22 protein-coding genes are annotated in these 20,895 nt (G+C 66.5%); 16 read left to right on the forward strand and 6 right to left on the reverse strand.

The genetic code is table 11. The features are described from left to right. Window positions 1-70 precede the first annotated feature (70 nt). Window positions 71-1,192, reverse strand: a complete 1,122-nt coding sequence (locus tag P0086_RS05135) for a Gfo/Idh/MocA family oxidoreductase (RefSeq protein WP_275784403.1) — start codon at window positions 1,190-1,192, stop codon at window positions 71-73. 135 nt (window positions 1,193-1,327) lie between these two features. Here P0086_RS05135 and P0086_RS05140 point away from each other — a divergent pair, with 135 nt between their 5' ends. The 5 genes from P0086_RS05140 to iolB all read left to right on the forward strand — a co-directional run bounded on the left by P0086_RS05140 (window position 1,328) and on the right by iolB (window position 8,179). After that, window positions 1,328-2,251 (forward strand): MurR/RpiR family transcriptional regulator, encoded by a 924-nt coding sequence (locus P0086_RS05140; RefSeq protein ID WP_148656752.1) that lies wholly within the window; start codon window positions 1,328-1,330, stop codon window positions 2,249-2,251. Window positions 2,252-2,326: 75 nt separating this feature from the next. Continuing rightward, window positions 2,327-4,261 (forward strand): 5-dehydro-2-deoxygluconokinase, encoded by a 1,935-nt coding sequence (iolC, locus tag P0086_RS05145; protein WP_275783220.1) that lies wholly within the window; start codon window positions 2,327-2,329, stop codon window positions 4,259-4,261. 229 nt (window positions 4,262-4,490) lie between these two features. Beyond that, entirely contained in the window at window positions 4,491-6,341 is a 1,851-nt protein-coding gene (gene iolD, locus P0086_RS05150) for a 3D-(3,5/4)-trihydroxycyclohexane-1,2-dione acylhydrolase (decyclizing) (RefSeq protein ID WP_275783222.1), read from the forward strand. Window positions 6,342-6,414: 73 nt separating this feature from the next. Continuing rightward, complete coding sequence (iolE, locus tag P0086_RS05155; protein WP_275783224.1) at window positions 6,415-7,332, forward strand: myo-inosose-2 dehydratase; 918 nt, start codon at window positions 6,415-6,417, stop codon at window positions 7,330-7,332. A gap of 49 nt (window positions 7,333-7,381) precedes the next feature. Continuing rightward, the gene (iolB, locus tag P0086_RS05160; RefSeq protein ID WP_275783227.1) at window positions 7,382-8,179 is read left to right on the forward strand and encodes a 5-deoxy-glucuronate isomerase; all 798 of its coding nucleotides are present in this window, start codon (window positions 7,382-7,384) and stop codon (window positions 8,177-8,179) included. 48 nt (window positions 8,180-8,227) lie between these two features. On the opposite strand, the gene P0086_RS05165 is transcribed toward iolB, so the two are convergent. Further along, window positions 8,228-8,917: a DUF1326 domain-containing protein gene (locus tag P0086_RS05165; RefSeq protein WP_112597315.1), complete on the reverse strand. Its 690-nt coding sequence runs from the start codon at window positions 8,915-8,917 to the stop codon at window positions 8,228-8,230. Window positions 8,918-9,182: 265 nt separating this feature from the next. Continuing rightward, window positions 9,183-10,211, reverse strand: a complete 1,029-nt coding sequence (locus P0086_RS05170) for a PHB depolymerase family esterase (protein ID WP_275783230.1) — start codon at window positions 10,209-10,211, stop codon at window positions 9,183-9,185. A 57-nt stretch (window positions 10,212-10,268) separates the two neighbouring features. Between P0086_RS05170 and P0086_RS05175 the strand changes: the two genes are divergently transcribed. The 5 genes from P0086_RS05175 to P0086_RS05195 all read left to right on the forward strand — a co-directional run bounded on the left by P0086_RS05175 (window position 10,269) and on the right by P0086_RS05195 (window position 14,028). Beyond that, the gene (locus tag P0086_RS05175; protein WP_162714640.1) at window positions 10,269-10,406 is read left to right on the forward strand and encodes a hypothetical protein; all 138 of its coding nucleotides are present in this window, start codon (window positions 10,269-10,271) and stop codon (window positions 10,404-10,406) included. 54 nt (window positions 10,407-10,460) lie between these two features. Next, entirely contained in the window at window positions 10,461-11,681 is a 1,221-nt protein-coding gene (locus P0086_RS05180) for an acyl-CoA dehydrogenase (RefSeq protein ID WP_275783235.1), read from the forward strand. A 119-nt stretch (window positions 11,682-11,800) separates the two neighbouring features. Beyond that, a complete protein-coding gene (locus P0086_RS05185) occupies window positions 11,801-12,142 on the forward strand; it encodes a hypothetical protein (protein ID WP_148151140.1) in 342 nt (113 codons plus the stop codon). A 151-nt stretch (window positions 12,143-12,293) separates the two neighbouring features. Then, complete coding sequence (locus P0086_RS05190) at window positions 12,294-12,713, forward strand: PilZ domain-containing protein (protein WP_112607706.1); 420 nt, start codon at window positions 12,294-12,296, stop codon at window positions 12,711-12,713. Window positions 12,714-12,915: 202 nt separating this feature from the next. After that, window positions 12,916-14,028, forward strand: a complete 1,113-nt coding sequence (locus P0086_RS05195) for a pyridoxal phosphate-dependent aminotransferase (RefSeq protein ID WP_112614553.1) — start codon at window positions 12,916-12,918, stop codon at window positions 14,026-14,028. A gap of 113 nt (window positions 14,029-14,141) precedes the next feature. On the opposite strand, the gene P0086_RS05200 is transcribed toward P0086_RS05195, so the two are convergent. Next, window positions 14,142-14,411 carry a tetratricopeptide repeat protein gene (locus P0086_RS05200; RefSeq protein WP_112607702.1) on the reverse strand — a complete coding sequence of 90 codons (270 nt, stop codon included), beginning with the start codon at window positions 14,409-14,411 and terminating at the stop codon, window positions 14,142-14,144. A 518-nt stretch (window positions 14,412-14,929) separates the two neighbouring features. Here P0086_RS05200 and P0086_RS05205 point away from each other — a divergent pair. Then, complete coding sequence (locus tag P0086_RS05205) at window positions 14,930-15,271, forward strand: DUF2147 domain-containing protein (protein ID WP_112597306.1); 342 nt, start codon at window positions 14,930-14,932, stop codon at window positions 15,269-15,271. A gap of 126 nt (window positions 15,272-15,397) precedes the next feature. Here the strand turns inward: P0086_RS05205 and P0086_RS05210 are convergent, their stop codons facing one another. Continuing rightward, window positions 15,398-16,099 (reverse strand): glutathione S-transferase N-terminal domain-containing protein, encoded by a 702-nt coding sequence (locus tag P0086_RS05210; protein WP_275783243.1) that lies wholly within the window; start codon window positions 16,097-16,099, stop codon window positions 15,398-15,400. 248 nt (window positions 16,100-16,347) lie between these two features. Here P0086_RS05210 and P0086_RS05215 point away from each other — a divergent pair, with 248 nt between their 5' ends. The 4 genes from P0086_RS05215 (at window position 16,348) to P0086_RS05230 (ending at window position 18,746) form a co-directional block, all read left to right on the forward strand. After that, on the forward strand, window positions 16,348-16,515 hold the full coding sequence (locus P0086_RS05215) for a hypothetical protein (RefSeq protein WP_162702340.1): 168 nt from the start codon (window positions 16,348-16,350) through the stop codon (window positions 16,513-16,515). Window positions 16,516-16,550: 35 nt separating this feature from the next. Then, window positions 16,551-16,727 (forward strand): hypothetical protein, encoded by a 177-nt coding sequence (locus tag P0086_RS05220; RefSeq protein WP_275783246.1) that lies wholly within the window; start codon window positions 16,551-16,553, stop codon window positions 16,725-16,727. Window positions 16,728-16,828: 101 nt separating this feature from the next. Next, window positions 16,829-17,149, forward strand: a complete 321-nt coding sequence (locus P0086_RS05225) for a YnfA family protein (RefSeq protein WP_112597302.1) — start codon at window positions 16,829-16,831, stop codon at window positions 17,147-17,149. A gap of 109 nt (window positions 17,150-17,258) precedes the next feature. Beyond that, the gene (locus P0086_RS05230; RefSeq protein ID WP_112597301.1) at window positions 17,259-18,746 is read left to right on the forward strand and encodes an AMP nucleosidase; all 1,488 of its coding nucleotides are present in this window, start codon (window positions 17,259-17,261) and stop codon (window positions 18,744-18,746) included. A 69-nt stretch (window positions 18,747-18,815) separates the two neighbouring features. Here P0086_RS05230 and P0086_RS05235 read toward each other — a convergent pair whose 3' ends face one another. Beyond that, on the reverse strand, window positions 18,816-19,796 hold the full coding sequence (locus tag P0086_RS05235) for a lysylphosphatidylglycerol synthase transmembrane domain-containing protein (RefSeq protein WP_275783249.1): 981 nt from the start codon (window positions 19,794-19,796) through the stop codon (window positions 18,816-18,818). Between the two features lie 90 nt (window positions 19,797-19,886). On the opposite strand from P0086_RS05235, the gene P0086_RS05240 reads away from it, so the two are divergent. Then, window positions 19,887-20,894 carry a glycosyltransferase family 2 protein gene (locus tag P0086_RS05240; protein WP_112597298.1) on the forward strand — a complete coding sequence of 336 codons (1,008 nt, stop codon included), beginning with the start codon at window positions 19,887-19,889 and terminating at the stop codon, window positions 20,892-20,894. Window position 20,895: the final 1 nt, after the last annotated feature.

Consider the following 20,895-nt stretch of genomic DNA (forward strand, 5'->3'; position numbering starts at 1 on the left):
CGGCGCCCTGTCCTGCCTTCGCCGCGGCACGCGCGGGTCTGCCCGGCCGCCCCCGGGCGATGACGGCGCCTCAGGCGGCGCTGACGTCCACCCAGCGGCGCTCGGCGAAGGACTGCGCCATCGCATGCACGGAGCGTTCGATCCGCAGCCCCTCGGCAAAATCCACCACACGGCAGGGCGCGCCCGCGATCGCGGCCAGAAGCTCGCGGCATTCGATGACCTTGAGATCGTTGAAGCCGAGGCTGTGGCCGGGGGCCGGAACGAAGCTGCCATAGGGGCGATGCTGCGGACCGGCGAGAACGGTGGCAAAGCCCTGCTCGCCCGCACGGTCCGTGGCGCGGTAGATCTGGAATTCGTTCATCCGCTCCTGGTCGTAGAGGATCGCGCCCTTCGAGCCGAAGATCTGCAGGGCGATCCGCCCCTTTCGGCCCCAGGCGGCGCGGTTGACCATCAGGACTGCGGAAATGCCGCCGGAAAGACGCAGGAGCACGTTGGCCTGGTCGTGGTTTTCGACGGCCCGCCGCCCGCCCGCCGCAAGCGGGCGGTCCGCATAGGGCTTGCCGAGATCGGTCATGACGGATTCGGCGTGGCCGAACAGGTTCCACAGCAGCGACAGCGTGTGGACGGCGAAATCGTCCAGCGCGCCGTATCCCGACGCCTTCTCGCTACGCGGCGAGAACGGGGCCTGCGGATCGGCCATGAAGTCCTCGTCCATCTCCACCCGCACCTGGTTGACCGCGCCGATCGCGCCCTCATCGATCAGGGCGCGGATGTGGCGCATCACCGGGTTCTGGATGTAGTTGTAGCCGACGATCGTGACCCGGCCGGACCGGCTTGCCGCCGCCGCCATCCGCTCGGCATCGGCCAGCGACGTCGCCATCGGCTTCTCGCACCAGACGTGCTTGCCCGCCTCGAGGGCTGCGATCGCCATCTCGGCGTGGAACTGATTGGGCGTGGTGATCGAGACGACGTCGACATCGGGATCGGCGAGCAGGTCGCGCCAGTCGGACGTCGCCCGCGCAAAGCCGAATTCGCGCGCCCTCGCCTGCGCGAGCCCTGTGTCGCGCTCGGCAAGATGGACCAGCCGGGGCCGCTCGACATCGCCGAAAATGGTCGCAACATTGTTCCAGGCGAGTGCGTGACACTTGCCCATATATCCCGTACCGATCAATCCGACGCCGATGGCTGCCATCATGTCTCCTCCTTCTGACGACGGCGGGGATGATGGACCCGAATATTTCGGAATGAAAGTGACATTTTTCAAATCTTATGGAATAAATGTTTCACTTTCGACGGAACGACACTGCACCGGAGATTTGGATCGCATATGGACGATCATCAGGACGACCATCAGAACGAGGTATCCGGGCAGGACGGAGCGATCCGCGTGCCGCGCGATTTCGACAGCCTGCGCAGCGTCATCATCGAGCGGAAGGCGGCGATGCCGAAACGGCTGGCGCAGGTGGCAGCCTATGCGCTCGGCCACCCGGACGAGATCGCCTTCGGCACAGCGGCCAGCATCGCCGCCGCCGCCGAGGTGCAGCCGTCCACGCTCGTGCGCCTCGCCCATCACCTCGGCTTCGACGGCTTCTCCGACCTGCAGACCGTCTTCCGCGAACGCCTGCGCGACCGCACGCTGTCCTACGAGGAGCGGCTGGCGACGCTGGAGCAGGGCTCGGCCGCGGATGCGGACGCCGAACTCCTGACGGGTTTCATCACCGCCGCCAGCCAATCGGTGGCGCGGCTCGCCGCGACGATCGACCGGGACCTCTTCTCCAGGGCGGTCGAGCTTCTCGCCGGTGCGGAGACGATCTTTCTGGTCGCCAAGCGCCGGTCCTATCCGCTGACCGCGCACATGGCCTATGCCTTCGGCAAGCTCGGCATCCGCCACCAGATGATCGCCTCGCCGAACGGGATCGACACGGAGCTCGCGGGCTTCGCCACGCCGCGGGATGCGGCGATCGCGGTCAGCTTCGCCCCCTACGCCGCCGAGAGCATCGGCCAGGCGCAGGCGCTCGGCGAGAGGGGCGTGCCGATCGTGGCGATCACCGATTCGGCCTTCTCGCCGCTTTCGGGCTGCGCCACCCACTGGTTCGAGGTCGCCGAAGCCGACTACGGCGGCTTCCGCTCGCTCTCCGCATCGATGGCGCTCGCCATGGCGCTGCCGGTCGCGATCGCCGAAAAGCGCCGCCAGCGCGAGCGCGGCCGCCGGGCGGCGCCGAAACGCAATGGAACAAATATTCCGAATTGACTGCAGTCTGGAATTGATGTTTCATTTCGGCGTGCACGATCCCGGGCAGCCGGATCGCGCCGACGGGAGGATCTCATGCCGACAGAAGACCCAGACACCTTGGCGGACACGACGCTCGACGTCATCGCGATCGGCCGTTCCTCGGTGGACCTCTACGGCCAGCAGCTCGGGAGCCGGCTGGAGGACATCACCTCCTTTGCCAAGTCGGTCGGCGGCTGCCCGGCCAATATCGCCATCGGCACGGCGCGGCTGGGGCTGAAGTCCGGCCTGATCACCCGCGTCGGCGACGAGCAGATGGGCCGCTTCATCCGCGAGCAGTGCGGCCGCGAGGGCGTTTCCACCGCCGGCATCGTCACCGACCCGGCGCGGCTCACCGCGCTCGTGCTGCTGGCGATCGAGGCCGAGGGCGTCTCGCCGATGATCTTCGTGCGCACCGACTGCGCCGACATGGCGCTCTGCGAGGACGACATCGACGAGGCCTTCATCCGCTCCTCGCGCGCCGTCCTCGTCTCGGGCACGCACTTCTCCCGCCCGAACACCGAGTCCGCGCAGCGCAAGGCGATCCGCATCGCGCGAGAAGCCGGCCGCAAGGTCATCTTCGACATCGACTATCGCCCCAATCTCTGGGGCCTCGCCGGCCATGCGGAAGGCTTCGAGCGCTACGTGAAGTCCGACCGCGTCTCGGCGGTGATGAAATCGGTGCTGCCGGACTGCGACCTGATCGTCGGCACCGAGGAGGAGATCATGATCGCCTCCGGCGCGGACGACGTGCTCTCGTCGCTGAAGGCGATCCGCGCCGTCTCGGCGGCGACGATCGTGCTGAAGCGCGGGGCCATGGGCTGCATCGTCTATGACGGGCCGATCAGCGACGACCTCGAGGACGGCGTCGTCGGCCAGGGTTTTCCGATCGAGGTCTACAACGTGCTCGGCGCCGGCGACGCCTTCATGTCGGGCTTCCTGCGCGGCTGGCTGGCCGGCGAGGACCACGCCACCTCCGCCACCTGGGCGAACGCCTGCGGCGCCTTCGCCGTCTCCCGCCTGCTCTGCTCGCCGGAATATCCGACATGGGCGGAGCTGTCCTATTTCCTCGACAAGGGCAGCCGGCACCGGGCGCTGCGCAAGGACGCGGCCATCAACCACATCCACTGGGCGACGACGCGGCGCGGCGAGATCCCGCTCTTGATGGCGCTTGCCTGCGACCACCGCATGCAGCTCGTCGAGCTTGCCGACCAGGCCGGCGCGCCGCACGAGAAGATCGCCGCCTTCAAGCGGCTGACGGTGGAAGCCGCCGCGCGGGTCGCCGGTGGCCGGTCGGGCTACGGCATGCTGATCGACGAGCGCTTCGGGCGCGACGCCTTCTTCGACGCCGCCGGCAAGGGCTTCTCCTGGATCGGCCGGCCGGTCGAACTGCCGGGCTCGCGGCCGCTCCGCTTCGAGTTCAGCCAGGACATCGGCTCGCAGCTCGTCGAATGGCCGCTCGGCCACTGCATCAAGTGCCTGTGCTTCTATCATCCCGACGATCCGGCCGCGCTCAAGGCCGAACAGCAGCAGAAGCTCACCGCCCTGTTCGAGGCGGCGCGGCGCGTCGGGCGCGAACTGTTGATCGAGATCATCGCCGGCAAGAACGGGGAGCTGGATGATGAAACGGTCTCCAGGGCGCTGCGGGAACTCTACGATCTCGGCATCAAGCCGGACTGGTGGAAGCTCGAGCCGCAGGCCTCCGAGCAGGCGTGGCGCAACATCGAGGCGGCGATCGCGGAAAACGACCCCTATTGCCGTGGCATCGTGCTGCTCGGGCTGGAGGCGCCGAAGGCGGAGCTGCTGAAGGCCTTCGAGGCCACGAAGGCAGCCCCCTCGGTGAAGGGCTTCGCGGTGGGACGGACGATCTTTGCCGATGCGGCGCGGCAATGGCTCGCCGGTCGCATCGACGACGAGGCCGCGATCGAAGACATGGCCGGCCGGTTCCGCGAACTGACCGAGGCATGGCTTTCGATGCGCGCAATGAAGTGAGTTAGTCCCCTCCGCAGCCCCCTCACCCGGCCTTTCGCTTCGCTCGATCGACCTCTCGCCTCGGGGAGAGGAGGACGAGACGGCGCGGCGGTTCCCTTCTTCCGGCGGGGGACGATGGGCCGACGGGCGGTTGAGGGACATCACGCACTTGCCCGGCGCAGGCGGGCAGGCGAAAATGAGACTGGGACGAGTGAGACTGGGACGAGAAGGACGAAGGGTGGAGGACCCGATGGCAAGCACGATCCGGCTGACGATGGCGCAGGCCGTCGCGCATTTCCTGAAGAGCCAGATGACGATCGTCGACGGCAGGAAGGTGCCGATCTTCGGCGGCGTCTTTGCGATCTTCGGCCACGGCAACGTCGCCGGCATGGGCGAAGCGCTCTACCAGGTGCGCGAGGAACTGCCGACGTGGCGCGCCCACAACGAGCAGGGCATGGCGCATGCGGCGGTCGCCTATGCCAAGGCGAGCTTCCGCCAGCGCTTCATGGCCTGCACCACCTCGATCGGCCCCGGCGCGCTGAACATGGTGACGGCGGCCGGCGTGGCGCATGTTAACCGCCTGCCCGTCCTCTTTCTGCCCGGCGACGTCTTCGCCAACCGCATTCCCGATCCGGTGTTGCAGCAGATCGAGGATTTCGGCGACGGCACGGTCACGGTCAACGACGCCTTCCGCTGCGTCTCGCGCTATTTCGACCGGATCACCCGGCCCGAGCAGATCATCCCGGCGCTGAAGCGCGCCATGCAGGTGCTGACCGACCCCGTCGATTGCGGGCCGGTGACGCTGTCCTTGTGCCAGGACGTGCAGGCGGAGGCCTATGACTATCCCGAGAGCCTGTTCGCCGAACGGGTCTGGACCGAGCGGCGGCCGCGGCCGGACACGGGCGAGTTCGCCGCCGCGATCGACGCGATCCGCCATGCCGAGAAGCCGCTGATCATCGCCGGCGGCGGCGTGCTCTATTCGCGCGCCACGGTCGAACTCAAGGCGTTCGCCGGCCTGCACGGCGTCCCCGTCGCCGTCACCCAGGCCGGCAAGTCGGCGATCCCCGACGACCATCCGCTGTGCATGGGCTCGATCGGCGTCACCGGCACCTCCGCCGCCAACGCCTTTGCCGAGGAAGCCGACCTGATCCTCGCCGTCGGCACGCGGCTGCAGGATTTCACCACCGGTTCCTGGGCGCTGTTCAAGAACGACAAGGCGCGGATCATCGGGCTGAACACCACCGCCTTCGATGCCGCCAAGCATGACGCGCTGCCGCTCGTCTGCGACGCGCGCGAGGGGCTGACGCTGCTGTCGGAAGCGCTTGGCGGCTGGAAGGTGTCTGCGGCCGTGGAGGCTTCCGCCGCCCGGCGCAAGGCCGAGTGGACGGCGGCCGCGAACAAGGCGACGGCTGCGACCAATGCCGCACTTCCCTCCGACGCGCAGGTGATCGGCGCCGTGCAGCGCGCGATCGGCGGCGAGAATTCGATCCTCGTCTGCGCCGCCGGCGGGCTGCCCGGCGAGCTGCACAAGCTGTGGCAGGCCGGCCATCCGGGCAGCTACCACATGGAATACGGCTTCTCCTGCATGGGCTACGAGATCGCCGGCGGGCTCGGCGTCAAGATGGCGCGGCCGGATGCGGATGTCGTCGTCATGGTCGGCGACGGCTCCTACATGATGGCCAACTCCGAGCTCTCGACCGCCGTCATGCTCGGAAAGAAGCTGACAGTCGTCGTGCTCGACAATCGCGGCTACGGCTGCATCAACCGGCTGCAGATGGCGACCGGCGGCGCCAACTTCAACAACCTGCTGAAGGACGCCCGGATCGAGGCGATGCCCGACATCGACTTCCGCGCGCATGCCGAAAGCATGGGGGCGGTGGCGGTCAAGGTCGCCTCGATCGCCGACCTCGAGACGGCGCTCGAGCAAAGCAAGGGCACCGACCGCACCTCGGTGATCGTCATCGACACCGATCCGCTGATCACCACCGAGGCCGGCGGCCACTGGTGGGACGTGGCCGTCCCGGAAGTGAGCCCCCGCGAAGCGGTCAACAAGGCCCGCGAAGCCTATGTGAAGGCGCTGGCTGCGCAACGCATCGGCTAGGCGCCGACACCCGTATCAGATCACGCTTCGGACAGGCCGTCGCCCGGCTTTTCCGATCCCAAGGAGACTATCGATGAAAGCCAAACTCGGCATGTCGCCCATCGCCTGGTGGAACGACGACCTTCCGGAACTCAGCGACGACGTGTCCCTCGAGGAATGCCTTCGGCAGTCGCGCGGCGCGGGCTTCACCGGCATGGAAAAAGGCCGTCGCTTCCCGGAGGATCCGGCGGTGATGCTGCCGATCCTGCGCGCCGCCGACGTCACGCTCTGCGGCGGCTGGTTCTCGGGCACGCTCGTCGATGAGGAGCTTTCCGCCAACAAGGATCGCATCGCCCCGATGATCGAATTGTTCAAGGCGGTCAATGCGCCCTGCATCGTCTACGGCGAAGTGGGCCGCTCCATCCAGGGCGACCGCAAGAAACCGCTCGCGACCAAGCCGCGCCTTTCGGACGACGAGATGAAGGCCTATGCGCGCCGCGTCACGGAATTCGGCGAATGGTGCGCAGACCAGGGCATGCCGCTGTCCTACCACCATCACATGGCGGCCGTCGTCGAGACCGAACCGGAACTCGACGCCTTCATGCGCGCATCGGGCGAAGGCATTCCGCTGCTGCTCGATGCCGGCCATCTGGCCTTTGCCGGCGGTAACGTGTTGCGCGCCATCGACAACCATCACGCCCGCATCAACCACGTCCACGTCAAGGACATCCGCAAGGCCGTCGTGGACGGGCTGGATCGCAGCCGGCAATCCTTCCTCGATGCGGTGGCGCTCGGCGCGTTTACCGTGCCCGGCGACGGTTCGCTCGATTTCGGCGCGATCGTCCAGCGGCTGGCCGACCAAGGCTATGAGGGGTGGTTCGTCGTCGAGGCCGAGCAGGATCCGCGCAAGGCTCCGCCACGGAAAATGGCCGAGATCGGCCATGCGGAACTGATGCGCGTCATGACCGCTGCGGGCTACACCGTCGAAACGGAAGGCTTTCCAAAAGGATAGCGCGCCTGCGCCCACCTGAACACGAATGCCGGATGAAAGGACCAAGCCGATGCCGAAACTGCTCGTCAAGCCGAACGGAAGCCATGGCCGGGTGACGCATGTGACGCCCGAGACCGCCGGCTGGACCTATGTGGGCTTCGACCTGCACCGGATGAAGCCCGGCGAGATCGTCGCAGCCGAGACCGGCAGCCGCGAGGTGTGCCTGGTGTTCGTCACCGGCAAGGGCACCGCGACGGCGGGCGGGGAGAGCTTCGGGGTGCTCGGCGAGCGGATGAGCGTGTTCGAGGGGCAGCCGCATGCGCTCTATGTGCCGGCCGATTCGAACTGGTCGGTGACGGCGGAGACGGAGCTCGAGCTCGCCGTCTGCTCGGCGCCGGGCGGCGGCGGCCACAAGGCACGCGCGATCCCGCCCGGCACGCATCCGCAGATCGTCCGCGGCAAGGGCAGCAACGTCCGCCACGTCACCAACATCATGCCGGAGGACGACGGTGTTGCGCATTCGCTGCTGGTGGTCGAGGTGATCACGCCGGAGGGCCACACCTCCTCCTACCCGCCGCACAAGCACGACCGCGACGACCTGCCCAACGAGAGCCTCCTGGAGGAGACCTACTACCACCGGCTCAACCCGCCGCAGGGCTTCGCCTTCCAGCGCGTCTATACCGACGACCGCTCGCTCGACGAGGCGATGGCGGTGGAGGACGGCGACGTGACGCTGGTACCGAAGGGCTACCACCCCTGCGCCACCTGCCACGGCTACGACCTCTACTATCTCAACGTGATGGCCGGACCGAAGCGGGTATGGAAGTTCCACAATGCGGCGGAGCACGAGTGGTTGCTGAACCGGTAGCGTCGACGGTTTTCACGCTTCAATCCAACGGCACGGCATGCCACGGCATCATGGATGGGCGCGCGGGCTCATGCGGTCGAGCCACGCGGTGAGCCTCGACCTCTCCCGGACCAGACCGTCCTGGTTGAAGTGGTGAACACAAAAATGGGCCCACGAATCTTCGTAGGCCATGTCCATCTCCCCGATGACCGAGGTCGTGCCCAGGCCGATCTCCGCGTAGGTAAATTCGAAACTGCCGCTCGGACGTGCCAGCGCGATGTGGAACGGCGCGCCGGTGAATTCGTTGATCATCGGCCTGCCGCTGCTGCGCATGACGCCGGGTATCTCCACTCTCGCGGTTCGCAGTTCCAGATCGGCTTCGAGATGAATCGGCAGGAACAACGTCTCGCAAAATTGCGAACAGGTGGTGGCGAATACGGAGAAGAGGTTGCTCAACGGCTCGCCTGCCGCGCCCGAGATGATCGCTTCGAGCCCGAACCGCTGTGCCTCATCGGCGCGCTCGTCGATCACGATCAGGCGCCGGCCGTTTCCGTCCTTGATTTCGCCGGGCCACTTGTACAACGCCGCCCAGTTCAAGCCTGCGATCGGCGTATCGCCGAAGTGGCCTTCGACAAGGCTGCCGACGAAGGCCGACTGGCAATAGCCATGCGTGCTCGGCAAGTTGAACTGGCACCCGCAATTCATCGCGCAATTGCAGTTGTCATAGGTCTCGCTCTTGAACAGCCATTGTTCAGCCATTCGCCGATCCTCCCCGACCCACTGCGTGTTGCAGGAGAAGGCAGATCGTCACGCCGCGCGCTTTGATGTCGCGGTCGTGGGCTCTATCCTGCAGCGGTACGGCGCCGTTGCATCGCCCGCGCGCTTCGCCCTAAGTGCCCCGCTCCAACGTCCGGATGCGGAAGAGGCGAAATTTTACCAGCGTCCCAAGATCGCTTCAATCCTTAGCGCCCGTTGCAAAGGAGGCGGTTCCTATGGGTGGCCCGCTGCGTCACGCAGTGAAACCTTACTGCCGTTTCGGTCGCAACAGCCCCCAGTCCCGCGCGATCTGCAGCGTCGAGGAAAACCCGGCCTCCAGCATGAACGGCTCGGAGCGCGCGGCGTAGCCGCCGCCCTTGCCGCGGGTGACGGGGGTGCCGTGGCCGAGGCCGGCGATGCGGTGGTAGGTGACGCGGCTTCGGCCGGAGGCGTCACGCCAGCGGCGGGTGCGCCGGCCCTTCGTGCGGCTCTCGGAGAAGGCGGCCGCGTCGAGGCCGTGGACGTCGAGCCACTGGGCGACGAGCGCCTCGGCATTCGAGATCGAGACCGTCCGGTCGGCCGTGCCGTGCCAGATCGCCACCGGCGGCAGGCGGCCTTGCGCCGGTGCGGCGGCGCGCACCAGTTCGCCCCATTCGCGGGCGGCGCGGCCCGGCACCTGTTCCATCGCCGCCAGCGCCCGGCGGGCGTCGCGCGCGGCCCCGAACGGCAGGCCGGCGATAATCGCGCCGGATGCGAAGAGCTCGGGGTAGTTCGCAAGCATCGCCGCCGTCATCGCCCCGCCGGCCGAAAGGCCGGTGATATGGATGCGGGCGGGATCGATCCGCGCGCGGGCGGACAGGTGATCGATCATCTGGCGGATCGAGGCCAGTTCGCCGCGGTCGCGCGTCACCTCGCTCGGACGAAACCAGTTGAAGCAGCGGCGCGGATTGTTCGCGTCCCGCTGCTCGGGATAGAGCACGGCGAAGCCCTGCTCGCGCGCCAGCGCCGCCCAGCCGGCGGCGCGGTCGTAGCTCTCCGCCGTCTGGCGACAGCCATGCAGGACGACGACGAGGGCGGCGTTTGCCGGCAGGCCGTCCGGCAGGTATTCCAGCATGCGCAGATTGCCCGGATTGGAGCCGAAGCCCTTCACCTCGGCCAGCTGCGGTCCGTCGATCCGCCGCCGGCGGACGGGGGCGGCCTTCTTCTCGGGATCGCGGAAGAAGGGCTGGAACAGTTCGCCGAAGCGTTCCGGATCGAGGAAGAAGCTCTCCACCGATCGCTTGAAGCGGTCACGCACGTTCGCGTCTCCTTGACAATTGGCAGCTGTCTCGTGCCACCGGCAGAGGACATATTGATGACGAAGGCTGAAATTCCCGGGCGAGGCGATCCGGGGCGTTTCATTCGTGGCGCGCATGAAACCATGCGCAAAGAGGGAAAGTCCCGCCGCCGGCGGATTGTTCCCGCCCTTCCGGCCGGCGCAAAGCTGATGTAGCACTCATGTCCGAGAAAACCTCTGAACGACACGACGGCGAGAGGAAGCCCTGAGATGAGTGCACACAAAGCGACCCCGGAGCAGGCCCGCGCCAAGATGGCCGCCTTCGACTGGGAGGACCCCTTCCTGCTCGAGGACCAGCTCACCGACGAGGAGCGGATGATCCGCGACGCCGCGCGCGCCTACTGCCGCGACAAGCTCGCCCCGCGGGTCACCGAGGCCAACCGCCACGAGATCTTCCACCGCGAGATCATGACCGAGATGGGCGCGCTCGGTCTGCTCGGGCCGACGATCCCCGAGGAATATGGCGGCGTCGGCGCCAACTACGTCTCCTACGGGCTCGTCGCCCGCGAGGTGGAGCGGGTCGATTCCGGCTATCGCTCGGCGATGTCGGTGCAGTCCTCGCTCGTCCTGCACCCGATCTTCGCCTACGGCACCGAGGCGCAGCGCAAGACCTACCTGCCGAAGCTCGCCGCGGGCGACTGGGTCGGCTGCTTCGGCCTGACCGAGCCGGACCACGGCTCCGACCCCTCCTCCATGGTCACCCGGGCGAAGAAGGCCGATGGCGGCTATCTGCTGTCCGGCGCCAAGAACTGGATCACCAATTCGCCGATCGCCGATATCGCCATCGTCTGGGCGAAGTCGGAAGCGCATGACGGCAAGATCAAGGGCTTCATCCTGGAACGCGGCATGAAGGGCTTCGAGACGCCGAAGATCGAAGGCAAGTTCTCGCTGCGCGCCTCGATCACCGGCATGATCATGATGCAGGACGTGTTCGTGCCGGAAGAGAACCTGTTGCCGGAAGTGGCCGGTCTCGCCGGTCCGTTCGGCTGCCTCAACCGCGCCCGCTACGGCATCGCCTGGGGCGCGATGGGGGCCGCCGAGTTCTGCTGGCACGCCGCGCGTCAGTACACGCTGGACCGCAAGCAGTTCGGCAAGCCGCTGGCGCAGATGCAGCTCGTCCAGAAGAAGCTCGCCGACATGCAGACGGAGATCGCGCTCGGCCTGCAGGGCGCGCTGCGTCTCGGGCGGCTGTTCGACGAGCACCGCGCCTCCGCCGAGCTGATCTCGCTGATGAAGCGCAACAATTGCGGCAAGGCGCTCGACATCGCCCGCGTCTCCCGCGACATGCACGGCGGCAACGGCGTCTCCGACGAGTACGGCGTGATCCGCCACGTGATGAACCTCGAGGCGGTCAACACCTACGAGGGCACCCACGACGTGCATGCGCTGATCCTCGGCCGGGCGCAGACCGGCCTGCAGGCCTTCCAGTAGGCTCTGCCCCCTCCGCGATATCGCTCCGGCGGCGCCCTGCGAAATGCAGGGTGCCGTCTTTGCATTTCATCAACCGCGTGCGGATAGACTGGATGCAGGATATCGGTCGGGAGGACGTCATGTCCCTTCAGAGCGCGCACGAGCACGAGCACAGCAGGCACCAGAACCAGAAGCGCAGCTTCGTCCAGCACCGCATCGACAGGCTGAGCCACGTCATCCCGGTCGGCCACCACCTGAGCGCGGCGACCGAATACGACTGCATCGTTCGCACGATCTCCTCTGCCGGCGCCATCATCGACCTCAGCGGCCGCGTCGAACTTCCGGAAAACTTCTTCCTGCGCATCGGCGGCATGCAGGACGAGATCGGCTGCACCCAGGTCCGCCGGGTGGGCGACGAACGGGTCGTCCGGTTCAACATGTTCCTCGATGCCGACTACCTCAAGCTCGTGATGTCGCGCTGATTCGACCTTGCGCGAGGCTGCCCGCGCCGGCCGCCCGGACCCCAATGATATGGTGTGTAAATTTTGAGGAATTGCTTTCAGCCAATTCCAACACATAGTTGCAACACTATCGTTGAGGGAATGATGTCCCGCTTCTTTCTGGAGAGTTGCAATGGTGGAGCTGGTTGACAAGCGGCAGAGCGGCGGCCTGTACGAGCGCAAATGGGAACGGTTCAGGGTCAACCGCCAGGGCATGCTGCTCTCGGTCGGCTTCGACCTGGCGCTGCCCAAGGTCAGGACCTGCCAGCTGATCGACATCTCGCAGGGCGGCGCCAGCCTCTCGGTCAACACCACGATCGGGCTCGGCCCGCACTACTACCTCACCGTTGTCGGCGTGATGGCCCGCGTCGGCTGTGCGGAGGTCTACCGCAACGACCACCGCATCGGCGTGCAGTTCATCAAGGAGATCGACGAGGAACTGCTGCACGAGATCGTGCGCGCCGACTACTTCACCGGCGGCGTCGCCGCCAAGAAGAAGGAAGCGCCGCCCGCCTACATGCGCGGCGTCGATCGCCAGCGCTTCGCCTTCTAGGAACGGCCGGTTGCGGCCGGGCGCCGCGTTCCCGGCGCGGCAGGCGGGATGCAAAATGTAACGCCTTGAATCCCGTCCGTTATTCTGCCGGAAAACCAATTCCGATTTGCCGGAAACTGCAGTAGGGTGCCGGCCCGCACGTGCCGGGCGACCGCGGTCGCCTGCGCACCCTTCCGCGCCGCACGATACAGGGTTTGCAGACATGTCCGGCTTCTTTCGCTTCACCCCGCTTGCCAACGCGCTGCCGTCCACCGTGCCCTTCGTCGGGCCGGAGGCGATCGAGCGTGCGCGCGGACGGAAGGTGCGCGCGCGGATCGGCGCCAACGAGAGCGGCTTCGGTCCCGCCCCCTCCGTGCTCAAGGCCATCCGCGAGAGGGCCGGCGAGACCTGGATGTACAGCGATCCGGAGAACTTCGAGCTGCGCGAGGCGCTTGCCCTTCACCATGGCGTCTCGCGCGAGAACATCGCGATCGGCGGCGGCATCGACGGGCTGCTCGGCGAGATCGTGCGGCTCGTGGTCGAGCCCGGCACGCCGGTCGTCACCTCGCAGGGCGGCTACCCGACCTTCAACTACCATGTGAACGGCTATGGCGGGCGGCTGGTCACCACGCCCTATGTGAACGACAGGGAGGACCTGGAGGGTCTGCTTTCGGCGGCGAAGCGCGAGGACGCACCGCTCGTCTACCTCGCCAATCCGGACAATCCGATGGGAAGCTGGTGGGACGCCGGCAGCGTGCTGTCGTTCGCACGCGCCCTGCCCGACCGGAGCCTGTTGATCCTCGACGAGGCCTATTGTGAGACCGCGCCCGCCGGGTCCACGCCGGCGATCGACGCGCTGATCGGCCAGCCCAACGTGCTCAGGATGCGCACCTTCTCCAAGGCCTACGGGCTCGCCGGCGCCCGCGTCGGCTATGCGATCGGCACGCTCGGCAATGTCCAGGCCTTCGACAAGATCCGCAACCATTTCGGCATGGCGCGCATCTCCACGGTCGCCGCCCTGGCGGCGCTGGAGGACCAGGCCTATCTTCGCGACGTGGTGGAGAAGATTGTCGTGGCGCGCGATCGGATCACGGCGATCGCCAGGCAGAACGGGCTTTCACCCCTGCCCTCGGCGACCAATTTCGTCGCCATCGACTGCGGCAGCGACGGCGTGCACGCGCGGGCGATCGTCGACGGGTTGATGGAGCACGGCGTCTTCATCCGCATGCCGGGCGTTGCGCCGCTGAACCGCTGCATTCGTGTCAGCGTCGGACCGGATGCGGATCTCGACCTGTTCGAGGCGGTTCTGCCGAAGGTCCTGAAGGCCGTGAGGTAGCTGGCAAGTAGCAGGCAGTAGGCAGTAGGGTCGCGGACAGCATCATCTTCCGCAGGCTTTGTTGTTCTTGGTCAACCCCACGGCCTACTGCCGATTGGCTATTGCCGTCTTCCTCAATGCACCGTCATCCATTCGCGGGCGGCCCGCAGCGCCAGGGCAAGATCGGTCTTGCTCATGGTGGCCGCGAGGTCGGCGCGCAGTTCGGCGGCCCGATCGCAACCCTTGATGGCAGCGATGTTGAGCCACTTGTGGGCTGCGACCAGATCGACGGCGCATCCGCGACCGGTCGCATACATCAGACCCATTTCGCAGAAGGCATCCGCGCGGGCCTCGCCGCCCGTCATGGCGGCATTTTCGGCATTCTGGATTTCGAAGCGTGCCATCGTCTTGTCCCTGTCTTCGTTTCTTCTTCTCGTATCGCCCTGTTTTTTCTACCTTTCGAAGCCCTTCCGTCTTTGCGGTCGTTGATCTTCGAAGGTTTGTCCGGCCGGTTGTTTTCCGTGCTCGTCTTATGGCTCCACTATGCCAAAAGGCCTTCAAAGGTCGCTTAAAATGCATGCTTAATTTGCGACAAACAAAGTTCAAACGCTTGGTAAACTTGGGTTTTCGTTAAGCATCGGAGGGGCTGGAACGCAGCGGATTCGCTTCAAAATTTACGAAAAATTCAACCGGCGATTTAAAGCAATGGCTAACCACGCAAACCGGTCGGATTCTTCCCGGCGCGCAGAAATGCCGGCGCCTTCGGGCGGCGAACTGGCCGGAAACCCTGAAAAATTTCCGACGCCTGCTTGTTTACCTTTACGTTTGCGTAAGCTAGCTTTCGCGGCATCGGGCTGAGGGCGCAGGCACAACGACGGCTGCGCCATTTCAACGGGGGCAGTCCGGGACCGGGAGGAAAACGATGACACGCAGGTTCGTTGCGGCCATGGCGCTGTGCCTTGGCGTTTGCGGCGGCGCATTCGCGGCCGAGCCGATCGAAGGAAACTGGAAGACCGCAAGCGGCGAGACCGCGGCGATCGAGAAATGCGGCGGCGGCTTCTGCATCACGCTGAAGACCGGCAAGTTCGCCGGCAAGCGGATCGGCCAGCTCGAAGGCTCGGGCGACGCCTACAGCGGCTCGATCACCGATCCCGTCGACGACAAGACCTACAGCGGTTCCGGCACGGTCAACGGCAACGCGCTGACGATGAAGGGCTGCATGCTGAAGGTGTTCTGCAAGTCGCAGACCTGGTCGCGGCTCTGATCCTGCGCGCGCAGAAGCAGAGAGGCTTTCTGCGACGCCGGGTGAAAACACGAGGCGCACGGCGGCGCAGGACGAGAGCCGGCCCGTTCCTTCCGGACGGGCCGGCTCCTGCATTGACGGACGACGCTACCGCGCCCGCTGGTTGAACAGGATCTTCTGGGCTTCCTTGTCCTCGGCGAGGCTCGCCTGGCGGGCGCGCTCTTCCTTGCCAACCTCGATGCCGCGCTGGACGGCGGGCCGCGCGAGCACGGCCTCGAACCAGCGCTTCAGGTTGGGGAAGTCCTCAAGGGTCTGGCCCTGGTTCTCGTAGGGACGCACCCAGCCGATGCAGGCCATGTCGGCGATCGAGTACGCGCCGGCGAGGTATTCGTGTTCTTCGAGCCTGCGGTTCATCACGCCGTAGAGGCGGTTGACCTCGTTGGTATAGCGGTTGATGCCGTATTCGATCTTCTCCGGCGCGTACTGGCGGAAATGATGCGCCTGGCCGGCCATCGGCCCGAGACCGCCCATCTGCCAGAACAGCCATTCCTCGACCTGCACCCGGGCGCGCTCGTCGGTCGGGTAGAAGCGGCCGTACTTGCGGCCGAGATACTGCAGGATGGCGCCGGATTCGAAGACGGAGATCGGCGCGCCGCCGGGGCCGTCCGGATCGATGATCGCCGGCATGCGGTTGTTCGGTGCGATCTTCAGGAAATCCGGCGCGAACTGCTCGCCCCTGCCGATGTTGATGTATTTCACCGCGTAGGGAACGCCCAGTTCCTCCAGCATGATGGTGATCTTGTGGCCATTGGGCGTCGGCCAGTAGAACAGCTCGATCGGTCGGGTCATCCGGTTCTCCTTGGTGCGTCTCCGGCCCTTCCCGGCGCGGGATCCGCATGGGTTCAAAACGTGCGGGCGCCCCTCCGGCGACCGATGGTGGTGGCCGGGCATGGGCCGGACTGACGTAGAGGCGCGCCGGCCCGCCTTCAAGGCTTGCCCGCTCGTTTCCTGAACGCCAGATGAACCGACCTCTCAGGACGCATTCAGTCGCCACGTGCAAAAAGGGCATCATCACACGCCACCCAAGGGGAAGAACAATGGAAATCCTGGCACGTCGACTGACGATCATCTCGCTGCTCATGACCGTTTTCGCAGTCTCGGTGGCGGCCGCCGTCGAAACCGATGCCCGCCGCCACGAGCAGCTGCAGCGCTACGGCACTGCCAGCGCCTGCGCCATCCCCGCCCTCTGCCCGCCGGCCCTCTGAGCCGGGCCGCGCAAACCGCCGAAGGGACACGTCCCATGCCGCTTTCGCTCTTTTCCAGCCTCGCCGTCGGTTTTCGCATCCTTCTCCTGACCGCGCTGATGGTGGCTCCGCTGGCCGCCGTCTCGTTTGCGAACGGAACCAGCCTCGGCATCGGCAAGCAGGGTGCCGGTCTCGTGCTCTTCGTCACCCTGCAGCGCCAGGCGATGATCTGACGCCCTACGACCCGGGCGGCGCGCAGCAGCCTGCACGTGAAAAGCGATTTCCGCTTTCACGCCACTTCCGCTAAGGATCGGGCTCCAGCCACGGAGCCTTCATGCAGCCCTTCCTCGTCTATGCCGCCGCCGCCCTTGCCGAAATCGCCGGCTGCTTCGCCTTCTGGGCCTGGCTCCGGCTCGACAAATCCGCCCTGTGGCTGATCCCCGGCATGGCGGCGCTCGCCGCCTTCGCCTGGCTTTTGACGCTGATCGATTCGAGCGCTGCCGGCCGCGCCTATGCGGCCTATGGCGGCGTCTACATCGCCGCCTCCCTGCTCTGGCTGTGGCTCGCGGAAGGCGTGGCGCCCGATCGCTTCGACCTGGCAGGCGCCGGCATCGCGCTCGCGGGGGCGCTGGTGATCCTCGCCGCACCGCGCTAGGGGTAAACATTCCCGCCGAAAACGGTCCGATTGCGGTGCGCAGGCATTACTTTCGTCGCGTTTGCGTGCAAAATTGGCAGGAGATCAACGATTCACGAGCAAGAGCAACTTGTCGCCCACGGCCCTCCCCTTCTCCACGCCCGAACCCTTCGAGCCCCAGACCTTCGATGATCCGGCCAAGGCCGTCGACTGCCTGCAGGCGCTCTATGACCGCAACACCCGGTTTCTCACCGACGCCTTCATGGGGCTGGCGAAGATCGGCGCGCCCGACTGCCGCTACCGCGCCTGCTATCCGCAGGTGAGCGTGCAGTCGACGAGCTTCGGCCATGTCGATTCGCGCCTGTCCTACGGTTATGTCGCCTCGCCCGGCATCTATTCGACCACCATCACCCGGCCGACGCTGTTCCGCCACTATCTGAAGGAGCAGCTCGGCCATCTGATGCGCAATCACGGGGTCGTGGTCACCGTTTCCGAATCGGCGACGCCCATTCCGCTGCACTTCGCCTTCGGCGAGGGCGCCTATGTCGAGGCGGAGGTGGCCGAGAACATCACGGTGCCGCTGCGCGACCTGTTCGACGCGCCGGACCTGACCAATACCGACGACGAGATCGCCAACGGCTCCTACGAGCCCGGCCCCGGCGAGCCTTCGCCGCTGGCGGCATTCACCGCCCAGCGCGTCGACTATTCGCTGGCCCGGCTCAGCCACTACACGGCGACCAGCGCCAACCATTTCCAGAACTTCGTGCTGTTCACCAACTACCAGTTCTACGTCGACGAGTTCTGCGCCTGGGCGCGGCTTCAGATGGCCGAGGGCGGCAACGGCTACACCGCCTTCGTCGAGCCCGGCAACGTCGTCACCCAGGCCGGCAACGACAAGCCGGACACCGACCTGACGCTGGCACGGCTGCCGCAGATGCCGGCCTACCACATCAAGCGCAAGGGCCATGGCGGCATCACGCTGGTCAATATCGGCGTCGGCCCGTCCAACGCCAAGACGATCACCGACCATATCGCCGTGCTGCGCCCGCATGCCTGGCTGATGCTCGGCCACTGCGCGGGCCTGCGCAACAGCCAGACGCTCGGCGACTACGTGCTGGCGCACGCCTATGTCCGCGAGGACCACGTGCTCGACGACGACCTGCCGGTCTGGGTGCCGATCCCCGCACTCGCAGAGGTGCAGGTGGCGCTGGAAAGTGCCGTCGCCGAAGTCACCGGGCTCGAGGGCTACGACCTGAAGCGGATCATGCGCACCGGCACCGTCGCCACGATCGACAACCGCAACTGGGAACTGCGCGACCAGCGCGGGCCGGTGAAGCGGCTGTCGCAGTCGCGCGCGATCGCGCTCGACATGGAATCGGCGACGATCGCCGCCAACGGCTTCCGCTTCCGCGTCCCCTACGGCACGCTGCTCTGCGTCTCCGACAAGCCGCTGCACGGCGAACTGAAGCTGCCCGGCATGGCGACCGCCTTCTACCGCACCCAGGTCAACCAGCACCTGAGGATCGGCATCCGGGCACTGGAAAAGCTCGCCGGCATGCCGACGGAAAAGCTGCACTCGCGGAAACTGCGGAGCTTCTTCGAGACGGCGTTCCAGTAGGTCGCAGGCAGTGGGCGACAGGGAGTAGGCAGTGGGCAATAGGCCTGCAATGGGCGAGACCGGCGGCGGTCAGCGCGCCCTTGCGGGGATCCACGACAGCACCACCGACAGTGCCGTGCCGATGCAGGCGCTGGCGACGATCATCAGATGCGCGTTGATCGACGCCTCCGCCAGGACCGACAGGCCCGCCCGGCCGCGATCGGCGCCGAAGGCTGCGGCGCCGGCGGTGATGCCGGCGGGATAGGTGCCGACGCCGCCCGGCGCATGCACCGGCAGAACCGAGGACAGTTCGCCGCCGAGCGCGCCGCCGAAGGTGGCGGCAATGGGGGACACGCCGAGCAGGCCCAGCACCCAGGCGAGCACCAGCACCTTGACGCCCCAGTTGAGCACGGTGAAGCCCCAGGCGCGGGCGAAGCGGCCGGCATCGGCCGGGATACCCGCCTCGACCTCCTCCAGCAGCGTCTCCAGCTTCCCCGGCAGGCGGCCATGGAGCCGGCGGAAGAACGGCGCCTTGACGGCGAAGAGGGCGAGCGGCGAGACGAGGAACAGCGCCCAGAGGAGCCAGGCGGCCGCGTGGTTGCCGGCGTTGAGCACGAGTCCGATGCCGGCGGCGGCGCAGAGCGCGTGCAGGTCGAGCAGGCGCATCACGAAAAGTGCCGCCGTGGCGCGCGGCAGCGGCACTGCGAACTGAGAGCGCATCAGGAGCGGGAAGCTCGTCTCGCCGGCCCGGAACGGCAGCATGATGTTCAGGAGGTTATGGACCTGCGTCAGCCGGAACAGCTTGAGGAACTGCCCGGCGGTCGCTGTGGGGAAATAGTCGTGGATGCGCTGGGTGCGCACGAGGTAGGTCGCCGTCAGCAGCGCGAGAGCCGCGATCGTCGTGCCGGTGCCGACCTTCTGCCACTGCGCCAGGAGCCGTCCCCAGCCCCACTGCCATTCGACGAAGGCGAGATAGGCCAGCAGGCAGGCGAGCGTGAGCGCCGTCATCGCATGGCGGGAGACATGACGGGAAAGCCCGGATCCTCGGCTGGAATTTGGCGCGGAACTCATATAAGTGCTGGGTTTCCCTCGTCAGGTTGCGGGCGCGTGTTATCACGATACGCACGACGACAGAACTCCGCCGGAGTGGAGAAAGAAGAGTTGCAGCAAAATTCGGAAACCATCATCGCGGTCGAGCAGCAGTCCGCGGCCATCGAGATTTCGCTCGTCGTGCCCGTGTTCAACGAGGAAGAGAGCGTCGGACCGCTGATCGAACGCATCTGCGCAGCCATGGACGGCTTCGACAAGCCGTGGGAGCTGATCCTCGTCGACGACGGCAGCACGGATGCGACGCTCCTCAAGGCGCGCGGCCTGCTGGACCGGCCGGGGCTGACCATGGCGATCATCGAATTGCAGCGCAATTTCGGCCAGACGGCGGCCATGCAGGCCGGCATCGACGCCGCCCGCGGCCGGCTGATCGCGACGCTGGACGGCGACCTGCAGAACGACCCGGCCGACATCCGCGCCATGGCGCAGGCGCTGGACGACCGCCAGCTCGACCTGCTCGTCGGCTGGCGCAAGAACCGCAAGGACGGGCTTTTCCTGCGCAAGATCCCGTCCTGGTGCGCCAATGCGCTGATCGGCCGGATCACCGGCGTGCGGCTGCACGACTACGGCTGCAGCCTGAAGATCTACCGCGCCTCGATCATCAAGCAGGTCAAGCTGATGGGCGAGATGCACCGCTTCATCCCCGCCTGGGTTGCCGGCGTGGTGCCGAGCTCGCGCATCGGCGAGATGGTCGTCACCCATCACCCGCGCACCCTCGGCACCTCGAAATACGGCATCTCGCGCACCTTCCGGGTGATCCTCGACCTGCTCTCGGTGCTGTTCTTCATGCGCTACAAGGCGCGGCCGGGGCATTTCTTCGGCTCGATCGGGCTTGCGGCCGGCGCGCTCAGCGCCGTCATCCTCGCCTATCTGTTCATAGACAAGTTCGCCTTCGGCAACGACATCGGCACGCGGCCGCTGCTGCTCGTCGGCGTCATGCTGTTTTTGTCGTCGATCCAGCTGATTACCACCGGCATCCTGTCGGAAATGATCGCGCGCACCTATTTCCGCGATGACGACACGCCGAACTATATCGTCCGGCAGATCTTCCGCGGCCCGTGAG

Source organism: Mycoplana sp. MJR14 (assembly GCF_029210525.1).
Classification (GTDB): Bacteria; Pseudomonadota; Alphaproteobacteria; order Rhizobiales; family Rhizobiaceae; genus Mycoplana.